Annotated in this window: 15 protein-coding genes; 11 read left to right on the forward strand and 4 right to left on the reverse strand. The window is 72.3% G+C overall.

What is annotated here, in order from left to right; all coding sequences use genetic code 11:
* Window positions 1-7: 7 nt before the first annotated feature.
* The 6 genes from BLQ34_RS17250 (at window position 8) to BLQ34_RS17275 (ending at window position 8,738) form a co-directional block, all read left to right on the forward strand.
* Window positions 8-2,554 carry a sensor histidine kinase gene (locus BLQ34_RS17250; protein WP_172829420.1) on the forward strand — a complete coding sequence of 849 codons (2,547 nt, stop codon included), beginning with the start codon at window positions 8-10 and terminating at the stop codon, window positions 2,552-2,554.
* Window positions 2,551-3,237, forward strand: a complete 687-nt coding sequence (locus tag BLQ34_RS17255) for a response regulator transcription factor (RefSeq protein ID WP_091788348.1) — start codon at window positions 2,551-2,553, stop codon at window positions 3,235-3,237. The genes BLQ34_RS17250 and BLQ34_RS17255 overlap by 4 nt, the downstream gene beginning before the upstream one ends.
* A gap of 281 nt (window positions 3,238-3,518) precedes the next feature.
* Entirely contained in the window at window positions 3,519-7,388 is a 3,870-nt protein-coding gene (locus BLQ34_RS17260; RefSeq protein ID WP_091788350.1) for a sensor histidine kinase, read from the forward strand.
* Window positions 7,375-7,794 carry a roadblock/LC7 domain-containing protein gene (locus BLQ34_RS17265; protein ID WP_269457306.1) on the forward strand — a complete coding sequence of 140 codons (420 nt, stop codon included), beginning with the start codon at window positions 7,375-7,377 and terminating at the stop codon, window positions 7,792-7,794. The genes BLQ34_RS17260 and BLQ34_RS17265 overlap by 14 nt, the downstream gene beginning before the upstream one ends.
* Before the next feature lie 88 nt (window positions 7,795-7,882).
* Window positions 7,883-8,173, forward strand: coding sequence for a DUF742 domain-containing protein (locus BLQ34_RS17270; protein WP_231961337.1), 291 nt, complete (start codon window positions 7,883-7,885; stop codon window positions 8,171-8,173).
* Complete coding sequence (locus BLQ34_RS17275; RefSeq protein WP_091788356.1) at window positions 8,154-8,738, forward strand: GTP-binding protein; 585 nt, start codon at window positions 8,154-8,156, stop codon at window positions 8,736-8,738. Before BLQ34_RS17270 ends, BLQ34_RS17275 begins: the two co-directional genes overlap by 20 nt.
* An 87-nt stretch (window positions 8,739-8,825) precedes the next feature.
* Here the strand turns inward: BLQ34_RS17275 and BLQ34_RS17280 are convergent, their stop codons facing one another.
* The 3 genes from BLQ34_RS17280 to BLQ34_RS17290 are packed head-to-tail and all read right to left on the reverse strand — an operon-like array spanning window position 8,826 to window position 11,548.
* Window positions 8,826-10,262, reverse strand: a complete 1,437-nt coding sequence (locus BLQ34_RS17280; RefSeq protein WP_231961338.1) for an LLM class flavin-dependent oxidoreductase — start codon at window positions 10,260-10,262, stop codon at window positions 8,826-8,828.
* Between the two features lie 41 nt (window positions 10,263-10,303).
* Complete coding sequence (locus BLQ34_RS17285; RefSeq protein ID WP_091788359.1) at window positions 10,304-10,696, reverse strand: VOC family protein; 393 nt, start codon at window positions 10,694-10,696, stop codon at window positions 10,304-10,306.
* A 21-nt stretch (window positions 10,697-10,717) separates the two neighbouring features.
* A complete protein-coding gene (locus BLQ34_RS17290; RefSeq protein ID WP_091788362.1) occupies window positions 10,718-11,548 on the reverse strand; it encodes an alpha/beta fold hydrolase in 831 nt (276 codons plus the stop codon).
* Between the two features lie 92 nt (window positions 11,549-11,640).
* Between BLQ34_RS17290 and BLQ34_RS17295 the strand changes: the two genes are divergently transcribed.
* Window positions 11,641-12,960: an MFS transporter gene (locus BLQ34_RS17295; RefSeq protein ID WP_091788365.1), complete on the forward strand. Its 1,320-nt coding sequence runs from the start codon at window positions 11,641-11,643 to the stop codon at window positions 12,958-12,960.
* Between the two features lie 359 nt (window positions 12,961-13,319).
* Complete coding sequence (locus tag BLQ34_RS17300) at window positions 13,320-14,663, forward strand: C40 family peptidase (RefSeq protein WP_157693124.1); 1,344 nt, start codon at window positions 13,320-13,322, stop codon at window positions 14,661-14,663.
* A gap of 108 nt (window positions 14,664-14,771) precedes the next feature.
* Here BLQ34_RS17300 and BLQ34_RS17305 read toward each other — a convergent pair whose 3' ends face one another.
* A complete protein-coding gene (locus BLQ34_RS17305; protein WP_091788371.1) occupies window positions 14,772-15,329 on the reverse strand; it encodes an inorganic diphosphatase in 558 nt (185 codons plus the stop codon).
* Window positions 15,330-15,453: 124 nt separating this feature from the next.
* On the opposite strand from BLQ34_RS17305, the gene BLQ34_RS17310 reads away from it, so the two are divergent.
* The 3 genes from BLQ34_RS17310 to tilS are packed head-to-tail and all read left to right on the forward strand — an operon-like array spanning window position 15,454 to window position 19,023.
* Entirely contained in the window at window positions 15,454-16,893 is a 1,440-nt protein-coding gene (locus BLQ34_RS17310; RefSeq protein ID WP_231961339.1) for a D-alanyl-D-alanine carboxypeptidase/D-alanyl-D-alanine-endopeptidase, read from the forward strand.
* A gap of 14 nt (window positions 16,894-16,907) precedes the next feature.
* Window positions 16,908-17,981 carry a zinc-dependent metalloprotease gene (locus BLQ34_RS17315; RefSeq protein WP_091790167.1) on the forward strand — a complete coding sequence of 358 codons (1,074 nt, stop codon included), beginning with the start codon at window positions 16,908-16,910 and terminating at the stop codon, window positions 17,979-17,981.
* A 4-nt stretch (window positions 17,982-17,985) separates the two neighbouring features.
* Window positions 17,986-19,023, forward strand: coding sequence for a tRNA lysidine(34) synthetase TilS (gene tilS / locus BLQ34_RS17320; protein WP_091788376.1), 1,038 nt, complete (start codon window positions 17,986-17,988; stop codon window positions 19,021-19,023).
* The last annotated feature ends 1 nt before the right edge of the window (window position 19,024 follow it).

A 19,024-nucleotide genomic window follows, 5' to 3' on the forward strand; every position in this document is an offset into this window, starting at 1 on the left:
TCGGCTCATGAGCAGGGGAGTGCTGCGGGTCTACCTCGGCGCCGCACCGGGCGTCGGGAAGACCGTTGCCATGCTCTCCGAGGCCCGCCGTCGTCGTGAGCGCGGCACCGACGTCGTCGTCGGAGTCTGCGAGAGCCACGGCCGGCCGTTCACGGCGGCGCTGATGGAGGGCATCGAGCGGGTGCCCCTGCGGCAGGTGACCCACCGGGGCAGCGAGCTCGCGGAGCTCGACGTGCCCGCGGTCCTCGCGCGGCACCCCGAAGTCGTCCTCGTCGACGAGCTCGCCCACACCAACGCCCCCGGCAGCCCGCACCGGAAGCGCTGGGAGGACGTCGAGGACCTCCTGGCCGCCGGGATCGACGTGATCTCCACCGTGAACATCCAGCACGTCGAGTCGCTCAACGACGTCGTCGAGGCGATCACCGGCGTGCGTCAGCAGGAGACCGTGCCCGACGAGGTGGTGCGTGCGGCCGACCAGATCGAGCTCGTCGACATGTCACCGCAGGCGCTTCGCCGGCGGCTGGCGCACGGCAACGTCTATGCCGCCGCGCAGGTCGATGCTGCCCTGGCCAACTACTTCCGCGAGGGCAACCTCTCGGCTCTGCGCGAGCTCTCCCTGCTGTGGCTGGCCGACCGGGTCGAGGAGGGGCTGGACCGCTACCGGGCCGACCACGAGATCACCGACCTGTGGCCGACCCGCGAGCGCGTCGTGGTCGCCCTCACCGGTGGGCAGGAGGGGCGCACCCTGCTGCGTCGCGGCGCCCAGATCGCCTCACGGGCCGGTGGCGAGCTGCTGGCCGTCTACGTCACCCCGCCGGACGGGCTGGTCGACGCCAAGCTCGAGGGACTGGCCGACCTGCGACAGCTCACGGTCGAGCTCGGCGGCACGTTCCACACCGTCAAGGGCGAGGACATCGCCACCGCCCTCCTCGAGTTCGCCCGAGGCGTGTCGGCCCGGCAGGTCGTGATCGGCGCCTCACGACGGCGGCGCTGGCAGGAGGTGCTCTCCAGCGGGGTCGGTCAGCGCGTCGTCGAGGGCTCGGGCGACATCGACGTGCACCTCGTCACCCACGAGCTGACCAGGACCGTCCGCGCGCCGTTGCGCTTCGGTCCCGCTCTCGGGGCGCGCCGCTCGGCGAGCGGCTGGAGCCTGGCTGTCGTCGGCACCGCCGCACTGGCCGGCATACTCAGGGCGACGCCGGGCTGGCACGAGCTGCCGCTCGAGGTGTTGCTCTTCCTCCTCCTCACCGTCCTCACCGCCCTCGTGGGCGGACTGTGGCCGGCGCTCGCCGCCGCCTTGCTCGGCAGCCTGGCGATCAACTGGTTCTTCACCGAACCGGTGAACACCCTCACCATCAGCGACCCCCAGAACCTCGTCGCACTCCTCGTCTTCCTGGTGGTCGCCGCCGCGGTCTCGTCGGTCGTGCACGTCAGCGAGCGCCGGGCGGCGGCGGCCAGCTCCGCTCGGCGCGAGGCCGACGCCCTCGCCGCGACGGCCGAGTCGCTGCTCGGCGAAACCGACCCGCTGCCGGCGTTGCTGCGCCAGGCGGTGGACTTCTTCTCGGTCGACACGGCGGCGGTGCTCGCCCGCGACGACGTTCGAGCCCCCTGGGAGGTGCTGGCGGCCACCCAGGGCTTCGACCTCGCGTCGGTCGCCACCGCCTCGGTCCGGGCCCCGGTGGACGACAGCCGCGTGCTGGTGCTCACGGGGAGGACGCTGTCCGGGGCGGACCGGCGCCTCGTCTCGGCGTTCGCGACGCGGGCCGGTGCGATCCTGCACCGGAGCGAGCTCGCCGAGCTCGCTCGCGAGGCCAAGGTCCTCGCCAAGGACAACCGGGCCCGCACGGCCCTGCTCGCGGCGGTGTCGCACGACCTCCGGACACCCTTGGCCAGCATCAAGGCCGCGGCGTCGAGCCTGCGCCAACCCGACGTGGTGTTCAGCCAGGAGGACCGGGCCGACCTGCTCGAGACGATCGAGGAGTCCAGCGACCGGCTCACCGGGCTGGTCGCCAACCTCCTCGACATGTCCCGGCTCCAGAGTGGTTCGGTGGTGCCGAGGCTGGCCGCAGTCGACATCGAGGGGGCGGTCGCTGTCGCCACCGCGCCCCTGCCGGGCTCGGACCGGGTGCGGATCAGCATGGACCCCGCGCTCCCGGCAGCGGAGGCGGACGCCGGACTGCTCGACCGAGTGCTGGCCAACGTCCTCGAGAATGCCCTCAAGCACTCTGCTGCCGAGGTCGTCGTCCAGGCGGCGGCGACCGCGAGCCGGGTGCAGCTGCGGGTGGTCGACCGGGGCCGCGGGGTGCCGGAAGGGGCCAAGGAGGAGATATTCGCCCCGTTCCAGCGCTACGGCGACGCGCCCCGGGGGACCGGAGTCGGCCTCGGACTGGCCGTCGCGCGTGGCCTGATGGAGGCGATGGGCGGCTGGATCGTCGCGGAGGACACCCCGGGTGGAGGTCTCACCGTGGTCATCGAGCTGGCCCGACACGGTGCTGCGGCACGAAGCCCGGCCGGCCACCCGAGCGACCACGGCGCTGCGAGGATGACACCGTGAGCGCCATCCTCGTGGTCGACGACGAGCCCCACCTGGTGCGCACCCTCGCGATCAACCTGCGCGCCCGCGACTACTCCGTCGAGACCGCCGGCGACGGCCGAACCGCCCTGCAGGCCTTTCACGACGCGCCACCCGACCTCATCGTGCTCGACCTGGGCCTCCCCGACCTCGACGGAGTCGAAGTGCTCCGTCGGGTGCGACAGGTCTCGCAGGTGCCGGTGATCGTCCTGTCGGCGCGGACCGATTCGGTCGACAAGGTGGAGGCGCTCGACCTCGGGGCCGACGACTACGTCACGAAGCCGTTCGCGATGGACGAGCTGCTCGCCCGGGTGCGGGTCGCCCTGCGCCGTCGGGGCGACGACGCCGCGTCGACGCTGGCCCCGGTGGCCACCCGGCACTTCACGCTCGACTTCTCCGAGCGCCGCGCGGTGGCCGGGACCTCGGAGGTGCGGCTCACCCCCACCGAGTGGAGCCTGCTCGAAGTGCTGGCCCGACGCCCCGGCCACCTGGTCTCGCAACGCGAGCTGCTCCGCGAGGTGTGGGGCCCCGGCTACGGCCGGGAGTCGAACTACCTCCGGGTCTATGCGAACCAGCTGCGGCGCAAGCTCGAACCGGACCCCACCCGGCCCCGCTACCTGGTCACCGAGCCCGGCCAGGGCTACCGGCTGGTGCTGACGGACTAGCCCTCGGCGCACGACCCGGTCCGACCCCTCGTGCGCCCACCGGAACCGGTCGCAGGCAACCGGCGCCAAACGGCATACCAGTGGCCGCATTCCGACGCCGCGACCCCCTCCTATACACGCTGAGCCGGTGCCATGCTGGTTTGGCCCTCCGGGCGGCTCTAGTCCCTTCGGTCAGTTGCGCAGGCCAAACGTGCCAAACGGCCTCCGAGGACTACCCAGCCCCCGTGGGGGCGCCCGTATGTTCCGTTCACCCAAGTTTTCTTCGTGAGGAAGGTGGCTCCGTGTCCAGACTGCAGTCGGCGGCTGGCCGTGTCCCCCAACGCTGGTCGTTCGGTCACTGGCCGCTGCGCCGCAAGCTGGCCGCCGCCATCGTCCTGCCCGTGCTGCTCGCCTTCGTCTTCGGAGGCCTGCGGGTCAAGAACGACTTCGACTCCTCGCGCCAGCTGTCCCAGGCCGCCGACACCGTCCTGGTCATCCGCCCCGTCGTCGACTACAACCTCGCGGTGCAGCGGCTCGCCGCCGCCGGGAGCGTCGGTGGTGGCGGTGTCATCGCGGCGATCACCAAGTACGAGTCCGCCGCCGCCGACCTGCGCATCGCCCTCAAGACCGAGGGAGTGCCGCAGTCCGTGAAGGAGAGCGGCCAGGACGCACTCGCCCTCGGCCAGGCGGTCCGCACCGCGAAGACGCAGAGCCCCTTCTCGGACATCGTCATCGACAAGTCCGGCAACATCGCCACCCTGATGTCGTCCGCAGTGAGCGACCTCGGGCTGAGCGACGACTCGGCCTCCGCCAAGATCGTCGTCGCCCTGCAGGACGCCATCGCCGCCCAGCGCGCCATGACCGGTGAGCAGCTCAACCTGTCCAACACCGACGACGCCGCAGCCAACCTGCGCGCGATCGGCTCGGTCGGCGCCGAGACCGCCGCCCTCACCCGACTGCTGTCGACCGCCCCGACCGACCAGGTCGGCCAGTCGCGCCAGCTGCTCAACGAGAACGGCCGCCGTAACTACACGCTGCAGCAGCAGCCCCCGGACAAGGACCAGATCGCGGGTCTGGGCATCGTCTTCGAGTCGAGCAACACCGGCTACTCCAAGCTGATGGACGCCCAGCTCACCTCGCTCGAGACCAACCTGCGCCAGCGTGCTGCCGACCACCGCAGCGACGCCATCCTCAACGCCGCCATCGTGGCGATCGCCCTGGCCGTTGCGCTCATCCTCGTCCTCGCGCTGATGCGCTCGCTGCTCATCCCGATCCGCGCGGTGCGCCAGGGCGCGCTCGACGTGGCGAACAACCGTCTCCCCGAGGCTGTTGCCGCCATGCGTGACGGTGACGAGCTGCCCGAGTTCGTGCCGATCCCGGTGCACACGACCGAGGAGATGGGCCAGCTGGCCCGGGCCGTGGACGACCTGCACACCCAGGCCCGCACGCTGGCCGGTGACCAGGCCCGCCTCCGCGTCCAGGTCGGCCACATGTTCGAGACCCTGTCGCGCCGGAGCACCTCGCTCATCGACCAGCAGCTCAGCCTCATCGAGCGTCTGGAGAGCGACGAGGAGGACCCGAAGCGCCTCCAGAGCCTCTTCCGCCTCGACCACCTCGCCGCCCGTATGCGCCGGAACAGCGACTCGCTGCTGGTGCTGGCCGGCACCTCGACCCGGCGCGGGATGTCCGGCTCGGTCTCGGTGTCCGACGCCGTCCGTGCGGCCGTGTCCGAGGTCGAGAACTACGAGCGCATCGACATCGGCGACACCTCGAACGACCACGTGCTGGGAGCGGTCGGTTCCGACCTCATCCACCTCGTCGCCGAGATCGTCGACAACGCGCTGTCCTACTCCCCGCCCACGTCGCGCGTGTCGATCCGTGGTGCCCGCACCCCCGAGGGCGGCCTCCTCATCGAGGTGTCCGACCGCGGACTGGGTATGCCGCCCAAGGAGCTCGCGGCGCTGAACGACCAGCTCGCGCACGGCGGCGACATCACCGCCGACACCGCGCGTCGCATGGGCCTGTTCGTGGTCGGCAGCCTGGCCAAGCGGCACGGCATCGCCGTCCGCCTGCGCCGCAACGGCGACGACAAGCAGGGCGTCACGGTCTCCGTGCACCTGCCGGCCGGCCTGCTCGCCGACAGCAGCAAGGGCGAGCGTCCGGTCCGTCCGGCCGCGGCTGCCGCCGCTGCAGCGCCCGAGGCCGCTGCCCCGGCTCCCACGACCCCCACGTCGGCCGTCGGTGGCGTGACCAAGGCCGGTCTCCCGACCCGGGTCCGTGGCGCCAGCGGTGCCACCCCCAGCCCGGTCACCGACTCGGCCAAGAAGCTGCCGACCCGCACCCCGGGCGCCCACGGCCCCGGTGCCGCGGACGCCATCCAGGCGCCGGCCAAGCCGGTCATCGAAGGTGCCGAGCCGGCCGAGGCCAAGGCAGGCACCAACGGCCACACCGAGGACCAGAAGGTCAACGGCAAGGCTGCGAAGGCCGACCAGGCCGCCGTCGAAGCCGCCGCCGTCGAGGCGCCGGTCAACGGCGTCGCCGCCGACCAGGCCAAGGACGCCAAGGCGGACAAGTCCGAGGCAAGGTCCGAGGACAAGGTCGAGGCGAAGTCCGACAAGGCCGACGCGAAGGCTGACGCGAAGTCCGACAAGGCCGACGCGAAGTCGGAGGCGAAGGCCGACAAGGCTGAGGCGAAGTCGGAGGCGAAGGCCGACAAGGCTGAGGCGAAGGCTGAGGCGAAGGCCGACGACACGGTCGCGGCCAAGGTCGACGACAAGGCCGACGCGAAGACCGACGCGAAGACCGAGGACAAGGCTGAGGCCCCGCAGGCCGAGGCCGTGGAGCCGCAGCGCTCCGCCGCCGGTCTGCCGGTCCGCAAGCCGCGCGCCACCGGGATCACCGAGTACCGCGAGTTCGAGGACGCTCCGTCCACCGAGCCCAAGGACGAGACCCCCGGCAAGGTCGCCGCCAGGTCCGACGCTCCCGCCGCCAAGGGTGGCCGGCTCAGCTGGCTCCCCGGCCGCAAGGCCGCGGCCGAGGCCGCCCGCCTCGAGGCCGAGGCTGCCAACGAGCCCCGCCAGATGCCGTCGAACCTGTCGGCCTGGCTGGACCACCGCGCCAAGCTGGTCGAGGCCGCCAAGGCCCGCGAGCTCGGTGCGGACGCCGCCACCGAGGAGGCCGCCGCCGACGCCCCGGCTGCCGACGCCACGCCCGGCACCGACACCACCACCGACGCGAGCACCGACGCGAGCACCGAGATCCACGTGCCCGCGGAGTGGGTGGCCGAGGCCGAGGCCCAGGCCCAGCCCCAGGTCGCCGAGCCGGTTGCCGAGACCGAGGTCGCGGCACCCGTCGACAGCACCCAGGTGCTGGAGGCCCCGGCCGCCGAGCCGGCTGCTGGACTGCCGACCCGCGTGCCCGGTGCCACCGCATCGGCGACGGCTGGCATCCAGGAGCCCGAGGCCCCGACCGGCCGCCCGCGGGTGCGGGCACACAACACCTCGTTCTTCGGTGCCCGCCGGGCCCGCGACGCGGCGCCCGTCGAGCCGGTGGCCGAGGAGGCCCCCGCCGAGCAGGTCGTCGTCGAGGAGCCCAGCGCGGTCGTCGAGCCGGAGACCGTGGCGCCCGCCGCCGAGGTCACGCAGGTCCCCGAGGTGACCGAGGTGACCGAGGTGCCCACCGAGGTCGCGGCCACCGTCGAGCACGCCGAGCCCGAGGCCGAGCACGCCGAGCCCGAGCACGCCGCACCGGTCGCGGAGGTGGACGTCGTCGCCGACGGCGAGCCCACCGAGGCGCCGAGCGGCAACCTCAACGACACCCCCATCTTCCGGGCGATGATGTCGCGCTGGCTCACCGACGACACCGGCGCGTCGGCAGAGGCGACGTCGTGGTCCACCAACGAGGCAGACCAGGCCTGGTCGGCCGCCGCACGGATCGAGGAGACCCAACCCCTGGAAGAGTCAGCTGCCGGTCTCCCCAAGCGTCGCCCCGGGAACTACCTGGTCCCCGGAGCGGTCGACGAGACCGACGAGAAGCCTGCTGCCCCCGCAGCATCACGACGCGATCCCGAAGCGATCCGCCGTAACCTCAACCGCCACAAGAACGGTGTGAGCTCCGCTCGCACCGAGGCACAAGACGGAACACACCGAGAGGAAGCCGATGTTCACCACTGACGCCATGGCCCAGCCCAAGGGCGAGTACGACTGGCTGGTGGCGAAGTTCGCCAGCGAGACCCCCGGCGTGTCCCACGCCATCCTGGTCTCCGCTGACGGACTCCCCATGGCCGCCAGCGAGCAGCTCCCGATCGACCGAGCCGAGCAGATGGCAGCCGTGGCCTCGGGCATGGCCAGCCTCGCCTCCGGTGCGGCTCGCCTGTTCCAGGGCGGCACGGTGCTGCAGTCCGTCATCGAGATGGAGCTGGGCTACCTGCTCCTCATGAGTGTCGGAGACGGCTCGCACCTGGCAGCACTGACCAGCACCGACTCTGACATCGGTCAGGTCGGCTACGAGATGGCGGTTCTGGTTGACCGCGTCGGCAAGATGATCGACGCGTCTGCCCGGACCCCGATGACGGGCTAGTCCCATGGCGCCAGACGGACGCGACGGCTCGGCAGGCGGCCCCCGCCTGGTCCGACCGTACGCGTTGACGTCCGGACGGACCGAGTCCGTGGTCGACCTCCCCATCGAGGCAACGTTCGAGGTGCAGCCGTCGGGCCGCTCGTCGACGTGGCCGGAGGGCAACCTCTCGGGCCGGATCATCGAGCTCTGCTCGGCGGCCGACTCCGTGGCCGAGGTCTCGGCCAAGCTGCACATCCCACTAGGCGTCGCCCGGGTCCTGCTCGGTGACCTGGTCACCGCCGGACACCTGAAGACGCGCACGACCATCTCCGAAAACACGACATCCGACGAACGACGTGAACTCATCGAAAGGACACTCAGTGGACTACGCGCCCTCTAACCGCAACAGCGCCTCGACGAAGATTGTCGTGGCCGGCGGCTTCGGCGTCGGCAAGACCACCTTCGTTGGTGCCGTCTCCGAGATCGACCCCCTGCGCACCGAGGCTCTCGTGACGAACGAGTCCGAGGGTCAGGACGACATCTCCAAGGTGCAGCAGAAGCACACCACCACCGTGGCGATGGACTTCGGCCGCATCACCCTGGCCGAGAACCTCATCCTCTACCTGTTCGGCACCCCCGGCCAGCGTCGCTTCTGGTTCATGTGGGACGACCTCGTGAAGGGCGCCATCGGCGCGGTCGTGCTGGTCGACGTCCGTCGCCTCGACGACAGCTTCGCGGCGGTCGACTACTTCGAGGCCAAGGGCCTGCCCTTCATCGTGGCGCTCAACCAGTTCGACGGCTCGCAGGAGTTCGGTGCCGACGACATCCGTGAGGCGCTGGCGATCCCGTCGCACATCCCGGTCATCGAGGTCGACGCCCGTGAGCGCGAGTCCGCCAAGCAGGCGCTCGTGCGGATCACGGAGTTCGCCCTCACCCAGCTCACGGGGGTCAAGGCCTCGGCCTGACCCACCCGCGCAGCGGATCCATGCACAAGGCGAGTGAGCGCCGCCCCAGAGCGGCGCTCACTCGCCTTTTGCATGCGCGGGCGCCGCTCAGGCGGGGTCCAGGACCGCGGCGAGCCGGGCGACGTCGTCGGGTCCCTCGAGGTCCGGTAGTGCCACGAACACCGTGCTGACGCCGTGCTCGGCGGCCAGCCGCCGGTAACGCTCGCGGTGTGACCACGCCTCGCCGGCGTGGTGCCGCGCGGCGAAGGTCGCCGCTGCCGTGCGGCCACGGAGTCGCTCGACGCGTCGCCAGGTGTCGTCGCGGTCGGTGCCGAGCACGGGCAGGTCCAGCACGGTGACCGCCACCTCGGAGGGGTCGCGACCCACCGCTGAGCAGTGGGTGCGCAGCACGGAGAGCTTGCGCGCGAGGACCGTCTCGTCGCTCGGGAGGTTGCACGCGTCCGCCTGCGCGGCCGCGATCCGCAGGGTGCGTCGCTCGCCGGAGCCGCCCACGATGACCTGTGGCCGCCCCACCGGCCGGGGGTATGCCGTGGTCTCCGGCAGCGTGACGTGTGTGCCGGCATACGGCTTGGTGCCCTTGCCCCACAACGCCTGGAGCGTCTCGATGCAGGTCTCGAGCTGGTCGAGCCGCTGGCCGCTGGGTGGGAAGGGGAGGCCGAAGGCGAGGTGTTCGCGCTCCCACCAGCCGGCGCCGAGGCCGACGAAGGCTCGCCCGCCCGACAGGACATCAAGCGTGGCAACGGTTTTCGCGATGACACCGGGCGCTCGGAAGGTCACCGGTGAGACCAGGGTGCCAAGCCGCAACCTGGTGTCGAGACCGGCGAGCAGACCCAACGTCACCCATGGCTCGGGGATCGGCTCCCAGGCGCGGTCGACCTGCGGGATCTGGATGAGGTGGTCCATCAGGGCGATCCCGGCGAACCCGTGGTGGTCGGCGGCGAGGGCGATCGACCGCAGCCACCCAGCCGGGTCGGTGCCCCACGGGAAGCGGGAGACCTGCAGCACGACCTCCGGCAGCCCACCCCGCGCAGGTTTCCCACCCACTTCGAAGGGGTGGGGAACCTGCGCCGGGGAGGGAGCCGGAACGCCGGCATCCTCCCGCACCGTGTGCACCTCGTCCCAGCCCTCACCGGGCACGGCCTCGACAGCTCGCGCGAAGGCAGCCACCTGCTGACCGAGGACCCGGGCCGGCACAGGTCGGTCACGGGTGGCGTTGCGCTGGCGACACAGCGCCTCGGGCGTCTCGAAGAGGACTGCCACGCAAGGCAACCCGGCCGCCCGCCCCTGTTCGCGGAGCCGGTCGCGGAGGTCGGGGTCGAGGCCGAGGGTGTCGACCACCACGGTCAGCCCGCGGCGGACCCGACCGGTGACGATCTGGTGCAGCAGCGCGAAGGCGTCAGCCGAGGCGTCGAGGTCGTTCTCGCCGCTGCCCACCACGGCTCGCAGGGCGTCGGACGACACCACCTCCTGCTGGCGGTAACGGGCAGCCGCCCAGGTCGACTTGCCCGACCCGCTCGGCCCCACCAGCACGACGAGGGCCCGGTCCGGTGGTGGTGCGGCAGTGCTCAGCTCTCGGCCCTCGGCGCGTGGCTGACGAGTCCGACGAGGTTGTCCTCGCTGTCCCGGATGAACGCCATCCACTCGTCATGGCCGGCCGGTCCGAGGGTGTCGTCGGTGTGGCTGAAGATGATGTGCGGCTCCGACTCGATGACCACGCCGTCTGCGCGCAGCTCCTCGACCCGGCCCGGGACGTCGTCGACCTTGAGGTAGAGCAGCGCAGAGCTGGCGCCCCCCTCGAGCAGCAGCCGGGTGCCGTCACCCAGGCCGAAGAACAGCAGACCGGGCGGGTCGAACCGGGCCAGCGGCGGCGTCCCGAGGAGGCGTTCGTAGAAAGCCGCCGCGCGGTCGAGGTCCTGCGCGAACTGGGCCACCTGGGCCAGCCCCGTGCCAGTGGTCATCGCCACCTCCTGGCGCCGAATCTACTGCTCGCGAGGGCCTCGACGCTGCACGATGGCGGCTGCGACTTCGCCGGGATGGGTCTCCGGGAGCCAGTGGCCCGCGTCGAGCTCGGTGAACGTGTAGTCGGCGGCCACGTGGTCCCGGGTCCGCGTGGCTGCGGCCCGGCCGAGCGCCGGGTCGTCGCGGCCCCACACGTACGTCGTGGGGGTCGAGATCCGGAGGGCCGTACCCCGCCCAGATCTGTTGCGTCGCAACGGGATAGCGCGATACCAGGCCAGGCTGGCGCGGGCCGCACCGGGCTCGCGGAAGCGGGCGGCATACCGCTGCACGTCCTGCTCCGGCAGGCCCGAGTCGCGCAGCGCCTTCGGGAGGCGTCGCCGGAGCACGAGCTCGGGCAGGGTGGGGACCTGGAAGGCGGCGATGTACCAGCTGCGGCGGGCCTGGTCCGCATGCCGCATCGCCCACGCGAGGGCGCGGTGGTGCGGGGTCGAGAGGACGGTCAGGCTGCGCAGCCGCTCGGGGTGCCGCTCGGCGAAGGCCCACGCGACCGACCCGCCCCAGTCATGGCCCGCCAGGTGCACCCGAGGCGCGTCGAGTGCGTCGAGGAGCGCCAGGACGTCGCCCACCAGCTCCTCCATCCGGTAGGCCCCCCGTGCCCTGGGCCTGGCCCGCGGCGAGTAGCCGCGCTGGTCGAAGGCCACGACCCGCAGGCCGGCGTCGGCGAGCAGGGGGGTGACCTGTGCCCAGGTGTGCCGGTCCTGGGGCCAGCCGTGCAGCAGCACGGCGATCTCGTCACCCACCCCGGTGTCGCTGACGTCGAAGACCAGGTCGCCCCGCCCGAACTCCTCCACGGAGTGAACCTATCCGTCCTCCAGCGGGCCGCCCGTCCGGGGCACCGGCTGCCCCCCGAGCTCGAGGGGGCGCGGGTGCGGGACAATGGGGCGTGACCAGGCCCGCCCCCCAGTTCCCCCTCGGTGGCCGGCGGGCGTGGGTCGTGTATGCCGCGTCCGTGTCCGTCTACGTGCTGGCGGTCTTCCACCGCAGCTCGCTCGGCGTCGCCGGGCTGCTGGCGAGCGAGCGGTTCGACATCGCCGCGACCCAGCTGAGTGTCTTCACGATGGTGCAGCTGCTCGTCTACGCGGCGATGCAGATCCCGGTCGGGGCGCTGCTCGACCGGTTCGGCTCGAAACGGCTGCTCCTGAGCGGTGTCACGCTGATGACGCTGGCCCAGCTGGGGTTCGCGTACGCCGACTCGTTCGCGCTGGGGATCGTCGCCCGGGTCTTCGTGGGCATCGGTGACGCGATGATCTTCATCCCGCTCCTGCGGATCGTCGCGCTGTGGTTCCCACCGCTGCGGATCCCGATGGTCTCCCAGATCACCGGCCTGCTCGGCCAGCTCGGCGCACTCGTCGCCGCCACCCCGCTGGTCTACGCATTGCACACCTGGGGCTGGACGCCGTCGTACCGCCTCGCTGCTCTGTTCGGGGCGGTGCTCGGGGTGATCGTCCTGGTGGTCGTCCGCGACTCCCCGAACCCCGACCACGAGCTCGACCAGATCAAGATCCGTGCCCTGGCCCGGAGCGTGCGCGCGGCCTGGCGCACGCCCGGCACCCGCCTCGGACTGTGGTCGCACTTCTCCGCCCAGTTCGGCGCGACCGTGTTCGCGCTCCTGTGGGGCTATCCGTTCCTCGTTGCAGGACAAGGGCTCTCGCCGTCGACAGCCGGCACGCTCCTCATGCTGATGACCGTCACGACGGTCGTGTCGAGCCCGTTGATCGGCGGCTTCGTCACCAAGTACCCGTTCTCACGGTCGACGCTCATCCTCGGCATCGTCTTCGCCATCATGACCGTCTGGGCCGTCGTCCTGCTGTGGCCCGGCCGGGCGCCGCTGCCGCTGCTCGTGGCACTGGTCGTGGTCACCGCAGTCGGGGGCCCGGGCTCACTCGTGGGGTTCGACCTGGCTCGCACCTTCAACCCCCCGACCCGCCTCGGGAGCGCCACGGGCATCGTCAACGTCGGGGGCTTCCTGGCGTCGCTGTCGACCGTGACCCTGATCGGCATCATCCTCGACCGGGTCGCCCCGGGTGGTCCGACCACCTACGACGTCGACACCTTCCGGGCCGCGATGTCGGTGCAGTACCTCGTCTGGGGGGCCGGTGTGGTGCAGATCCTGCGCTACCGCCGCAAGACGCGGCGAGGGCTGCGCGAGAGCGATCCCGAGGCCTATGCCGCGCTGCGCTCGGGAGAGTCGATCACCCCCTGACGACGCGACCCGGTCGGCCGGGTCGGAGGGTGGGTGGCACCCCGGGTGAATTCGAGCGTTTTCGACCGGGTTGCAGGCTGGGGTCGCACCGGGCGCAAACCGCCTGTGAGGGCCTCTCACCTGCGAAAACGGCGATTTTGTTATCGATTCGAGACCATTTCTGGACACCTGATCGAAGCAGTGGCATGGCCTGCTGAAAAACATTCGTGTAACTCGCTGAATCACAGCCATGTCATTTCGCGAATTGGCTGTAATGCGTGGGATTTGTGTGACGAAAGTGTTCCGAGTGAAAAGGCGCCCTTAGTCTCGTCCGGCTGTCACAGTTCGCCGGTTCCACCTGACTCGAGAGGCATCCCCCCGTGCCGAAGGCCCTTCCCACTCGTCGCGCTCTGCGCACGGGCGCGACGCTGTCGATGGTCGGCGTCCTCGCGGTGTCGATGGCCCTCTCCGCAGCGGCCGACCAGAAGCCGGTGTACCCGTCGAAGTCTCAGGTCGCCAGGGCGAAGACGGCCGTGACGACGACGAGCAGCGAGATCGCGAGCCTCGACGCGCAGTACGTGTCGGCCAGTGCGCGTCTCGCGCAGGTCCAGGACCGTGCGGCCGCCGCCGCGGAGGCCTACAACGGCGCCCGCTACGAGCTCGACAAGCGGTCCGCGGAGACCGTCGCGGCGAAGCAGCGCGCGGCCCGGGCCCAGGACATCGCGGATGCCGCCGGGCTCCAGGTCCGCCGCTACGCCGCCAGCGTCTACCAGCAGGGCGGCAACCTCGGCGAGCTGGACGCCTACCTGTCGAGCACGGGACCGCAGGACCTGATGGACCGCGCCACCGCACTCGAGGCGGTCAGCGACGCGCGCACGCAGAGCCTGCAGAAGGCCGGCGCAGCCTCGATCGTGGCCGACACCATGCGCAAGCAGGCGGCCCAGGCCGAGGCCGCGCAGCTCAAGGCCGCGCAGGTCGCCCAGGCGGCCAGGAACGCCGCCCAGGCGCAGGCCGACCAGGCCAAGGCCGCCGCGGCCCAGATCCAGCAGCAGCAGAGCGCGCTCACGACCCGGCTGGCCAGCCTGCGCAAGACCTCGGTCAAGCTCGAGAAGCAGCGTCAGGACGGACTCGCTGCTGCCGCGGCGGCCCGCGCTGCCGCTGCCGAGGCGGCCCGCCAGGCCCAGCTCGCCGCCGAACGCGCCCAGGCCGCCCGCACCGCGGCCGCGAAGAAGGCCGCGCGGGAAGCGGCCGCCGAAGCCGCCCGCCAGAAGGCCGCCGCCGAGGCTGCCGAGGCCGCCGCTGCCGCCAACCACCCCCGCCCGCGCCCCCAGCCCACCGAGCCGCCACCCCCGCCCCCGTCGACCAACGGTGGAGTCTCGGCCGTGCTTGCCTACGCGCGGGCCCAGCTGGGCAAGCCCTACCAGTGGGGCGGCGACGGCCCGGACACCTTCGACTGCTCCGGTCTGACCATGCGCGCCTGGCAGCGCGCCGGGGTCAACCTGTCGCACTACACCGGCGCACAGTGGGGCGAGACCGCCCGGGTGGCGATCAGCGACCTGCGGGCCGGCGACCTCGTGTTCTTCGGAAGCTCGGGTGCGAACAGCCACCACGTGGGTCTCTACGTCGGCGGTGGGCAGATGATCGAGGCTCCCTACACCGGCGCCAACGTCCGGTACGCGTCGATCTACCGCTCCGATCTCGTCCCCTACGGCGGCCGTCCGTAGGAGCGTGGGCCGGGCAGCTCGGCCGGCCGGTCAGGCCGCGGTGCCGTCGGCACCGGTGGTCGATCACCCTGGAGACGCCGAGCGCGGTGCTGGTCCGGCGCGCAGGTCTCAGTCGGTCGGGGGCTTGGCCTCGGACATCGGCTCGGCGGTGACGTCGGGCATGCGCCAGCGCGCAGTCGTCATGCCCGCGTCCTTGGCGCGCTGGATCGCCTCGCGCACGACGCGCTCGGCCTCCTCGCGACCAGCCCAGTGCGCGCCCTCGACCGACTTGCCGGGCTCGAGGTCCTTGTAGGTCTCGAAGAAGTGCTGGATCTCGAGGACGTCGAACTTGCTGACCTGCTCGAGCTCGGTGATGTGCGCCTGGCGCGGGTCGCCGGCGGGCACGCAGAGGATCTTGTCGTCACCACCGGCCTCGTCGCGCATGTGGAACATGCCGATCGGGCGCGCCCGGACGAGGCAGCCGGGGAAGGTGGGCTCCTCGAGGAGCACCAGGGCGTCGAGCGGGTCGCCGTCCTCGCCGAGGCTGTCCTCGACGTAGCCGTAGTCGGCGGGGTAGCGGGTCGAGGTGAAGAGCAGCCGGTCGAGCCGGATGCGACCGGTCTCGTGGTCGACCTCGTACTTGTTGCGGTGCCCCTGCGGGATCTCGATGGTGACGTCGAACTCCACGACGCTGTCCCTTCCTCTGTGCGCGCCCCTGAGACGTGGCGCGCGTGCCCATGACCCGTGCCTGATGACCTAGGCTCGCGGACAAGTGTTCCGTATGACGCAAGTCCAGCGCCGAGGGGGTCGAGTGCGTCGCTTCCTGGCTGCGGCCCTGGCCCTCGTGGTGCTCGTCGTCGGCTACGCCGCGCTCGACGTGTTCGACGTGGTGCCCGGCATCCTCACCCGCGACCAGCCGGCCGCGGCGCCGCCCACCCCCACGCCGACCGGCACGGTGACCCCGACGAGCGTGGCCGTGCCGACGGTCGACACCGCGGCCCAGCCGCTGCAGCCCGCCTCCGCCGGAGCCCCGATCCCGGCGCCGGCGGCGCTGGCCGAGGTCCTCGCCAAGGCGGTCGCCGACCCCGCGCTGCGGCCCGGTCCCGGGGTGGTCGTCCGCGACGCCTTCACCGGCCAGACGCTGTTCACCAAGGGGGCCACCAAACCCCGGGTGCCAGCCTCCACGGCCAAGCTGCTCACGGCGCTGGCCGTCGGCACGACCCTCGATCCACTGGGCACCCTCCCCACCACCGTGGTGCAGGGGGCCAAGCCGACCGAGATCGTGCTCGTGGCCGGCGGCGACACCATGCTGGCCAAGGGGAAGGGCGCACCGACCGCTGTCGAGGGCCGCGCCGGGCTGGGCGACCTGGCCGGCCAGGTCGCGGCGGCGCTCACGGCAGCCGGAACCACCAAGGTCAGCCTCCGCCTCGACACCACCTTCGCGAAGGGGCCCCGGTGGGCTCCCGGGTGGAGCCGCGCCGACATCGACGCCGGGTTCACCGGTGGGGTCTCGATGCTCGGGCTCGCCGGCCAGCGGGCCATCCCCTACCGCCCCGCCCCGCGCGACCCCGAGGCGGCGACCGGTGCAGCCTTCGTCACGGCGCTCGCCAAGGTCGGCATCACGGCGACGCTCGCCCGGGAGAGCACCTGGTCCACCCCGGCACCGGCCGGTGCCGCCGAGCTGGGTCGGGTCGAGTCCGCGCCGATCGGTGACCTGCTCGCCCTGGCGCTCGACGAGAGCGACAACGCGCTGACCGAGGGGCTGGCGCGGCAGGCCTCCCTGAAGGCAGGGAGCGGGACCAGCTTCGCCGCGACCGTCGCCTTCGTGCGCAAGGCCGTCGAGGCGCAGGGGATCGACCTCACCGGGGTCACCCTCAAGGACACCAGCGGGCTCACGTCCGGTCAGGCGATCCCGCCCCAGGTGCTGTCCGACGTGCTCCAGCTGGGTGCCGACGGGTCCGTGCCGGCCCTCCAGGACACGCTCGCCAGGCTGCCGGTGGCCGGGCTCACCGGCACCCTCGCCGAGCGGTTCAAGGCCAAGAACACCCACGCGGTCGCCGGCGTGGCCAGGGCCAAGACCGGCACGCTCACCGGGACGAGCGCGATGGCGGGCACGGTGATCGACGCCGACGGCCGGGTGCTGTCCTACGTCGTGCAGGCCGACCGGCTCCCCGCCGGCATCGGAACCCTCCATGCACGGGCCGCGTTGGACCGCTTCGTGGCGGTGCTCGCGACCTGCGGGTGTCCCTGACCTACCGTGAGGGGATGACCGTGTCGAATGCCGCAGCACCGCACGTCACGCGCTACGTCGACTGGCAGTTCGCCAAGGCCACCGGCGCCCGGCTGGTCCCGGCCGGGCCGCGGGTGTCCGCGGCGGAGGCGGCCGAGGTGGTCGCGTCGGTGCGGGGAGCGGCGTTCGCCGCGCAGCAGCCGGTGGCCGACACCGCCCGGCTGCAGGCGCCGGGTGACGCCCCTCCGCCGGTGGTGGTCGACCGTCGCACCTGGATCTCGCTCAACGCCGACTCGATGTCGGCCCTGATGGACCCGGTCTTCGGCAAGCTGGTCGATGGGCAGAAGAGTGCGCCGAACCCGACCATGCAGGCGATCGGTGGCAAGGTCACCGGCGGCGAGGCGGGGGCCCTGCTGGCGTTCATGTCGAGCAAGGTGCTGGGGCAGTACGACCTGGCGCCCGGCGGCACCCCCCAGCTGATGCTCGTGGCGCCCAACCTCGTGCAGGTCGAGCGCGAGCTCGGTGTCGACCCCAAGGACTTCAGGTTGTGGGTCTGCATGCACGAGGAGACGCACCGCGTGCAGTTCACCGCCGTGCCGTGGCTGCGCGAGCACATGATCGACCGCGTCCGCACCCTGGCCAGCGACATGGTGCCCGACCCCGAGTCGCTCCAGGAGACCATCAGCCGGCTGGGCAAGCAGCTGCCCGAGGCCGTCAGGAGCGGCGGCGCCGGGCTGACCGACCTGATCGCCACGCCGGAGCAGCGGGCCGAGCTGGCCGAGGTCACCGCCGTCATGTCGCTGCTCGAGGGCCACGCCGACGTCGTGATGGACGAGGTGGGGCCCCAGGTCATCCCGTCGGTGGCGCAGATCCGCAGCAAGTTCAACGAGCGCCGCAAGGGAGTGGGCGCCTTCGACCGCGTGCTGCGCCGGCTGCTCGGGCTCGAGGCCAAGATGCGGCAGTACCGCGACGGTGCCGTCTTCGTCCGCGAGGTCGTCGACCAGGTCGGCATGGACGGCTTCAACCGCGTCTGGGAGTCGCCCGAGACCCTGCCGAAGCCGACCGAGATCGAGACGCCGTCGGCCTGGGTCGCCCGAGTCCACGGCTGAGCCGGTGACCGGACCGCACCCCGCCACTGCCGCCGTCCGGGTCGCGGTCCGCGCGCAGCTCGAGGAGTTCCCGGCCGACCAGCTGGTGCTGGTGGCGTGCAGCGGGGGAGCCGACTCGCTCGCGCTCGCCGAGGCCGCGGCCTTCGTGGCCGACCACACCCAGCGACGGATGGGTGCGGTTGTCGTGGACCACCAGCTCTTCGAGGGGTCCGAGCGGGTGGCGGGCAGCGTCGCCAGCCAGTGCCGCGACCTCGGCCTCGACCCCGTCGTCGTGGAGCGGGTGGTGGTCACCGGACCCGGCGGCCCGGAGTCCGCGGCGCGGGACGCGCGCTACGCCGCCTTCGACCGGGTCGCGCGCGCCACGGGTGCGGTGGCCGTGCTCCTGGGGCACACCCGTGACGACCAGGCCGAGCAAGTGCTGCTCGGCCTCGTGCGTGGCGCCGGGGCGCGCTCGCTGTCCGGTATGCCGCGGACGCGGGACCGCTACCGCCGTCCCCTCCTCGGGCTGTCCAGGGAGCAGACGCGAGCGGCGTGCACCGCCGAGCAGCTGACCTGGTGGGACGACCCGATGAACGACGACCCGGGCTACCTGCGGGTCCGGGCGCGACGCGCCCTGGTCGACCTCGAGCGCGACCTCGGCCCGGGCGTCGCCGCCGCACTGGCCCGCTCCGCCGACCAGCTCCGCGAGGACGCCGACCACCTCGACGCCCTCGCCGACGCGGCGCTCGCGACCCTGGGGGACGGCCCGTGGCCGGTCGGCGACCTCGCCGCCCTGCCGCGGCCGGTGCGCACGAGGGTATGGCGCCGGCTCGCCGTCGTGGCCGGGGCGCCGGCCGGGCAGGTGAGCACCCGGCATACCGAGGCGTGCGACGCGCTGCTCACCCGCTGGCACGGGCAGGGGCCGGTGAGCCTTCCCGGCCCGCTCGAGGTGACCCGTGCGGACGGCCGGGTATCCATCGCCCCACCCGCTCGGGTTGAATGGCCCCGCACTGGTACACCCGACAGCCACCCCGCCACCAGAGCCGACGACAAGGGAGTTTGAG

It is taken from the genome of Pedococcus dokdonensis, assembly GCF_900104525.1.
Lineage (GTDB): Bacteria > Actinomycetota > Actinomycetes > Actinomycetales > Dermatophilaceae > Pedococcus > Pedococcus dokdonensis.